Below are 444 nucleotides of genomic sequence, written 5' to 3'. Positions count from 1 at the left end.
AAAAGAAGTAAGAAGGTATATATTAAACAACTGGGAAAAAGGGATAGAAATATATAAAGATGACGATGATGTAATAGGATGCAGCGCAGAAGGGCATGTAAGCCATGTATTATCGGCGAGATTAAGCAGCAGGCCATTAGGATGGAGCAAGGAAGGATTAAAGATAATGGCAAAGCTAAGGGCATTTAGCAAGAATGGAGGAAATTTAAGGGAAATAAGTGTGTTTAAGGAAGATGAAAAAGCCTTCAAGGTAAGTAAGAAGAAAATAAAAGAAACAATTAAAAGAATAAATAATTCTTCACGAGAAGGAATAAATAATATAACAATATTAAATATTGGAAAGTAACGCCAATGTATAAGATATTAAAATCAATTAAATATGAAATATAATTTAAAGTTTAAAAGTACTTACGAAAGTCTTGATTTTAAACATTTTAGGGGGTT

1 pseudogene is annotated in these 444 nt (G+C 30.2%); it reads left to right on the top strand.

The features are described from left to right. Positions 1–390, top strand: a pseudogene (locus CAAU_RS14260) (UPF0236 family transposase-like protein); the annotation flags it as partial. Positions 391–444 lie beyond the last annotated feature (54 nt).

The organism is Caloramator australicus RC3 (assembly GCF_000297115.1).
Taxonomy (GTDB): Bacteria; Bacillota; Clostridia; order Clostridiales; family Caloramatoraceae; genus Caloramator; species Caloramator australicus.
Note: the sequence above shows the minus strand (reverse complement) of the source record. Positions and strands in the feature narration are given on the sequence as shown.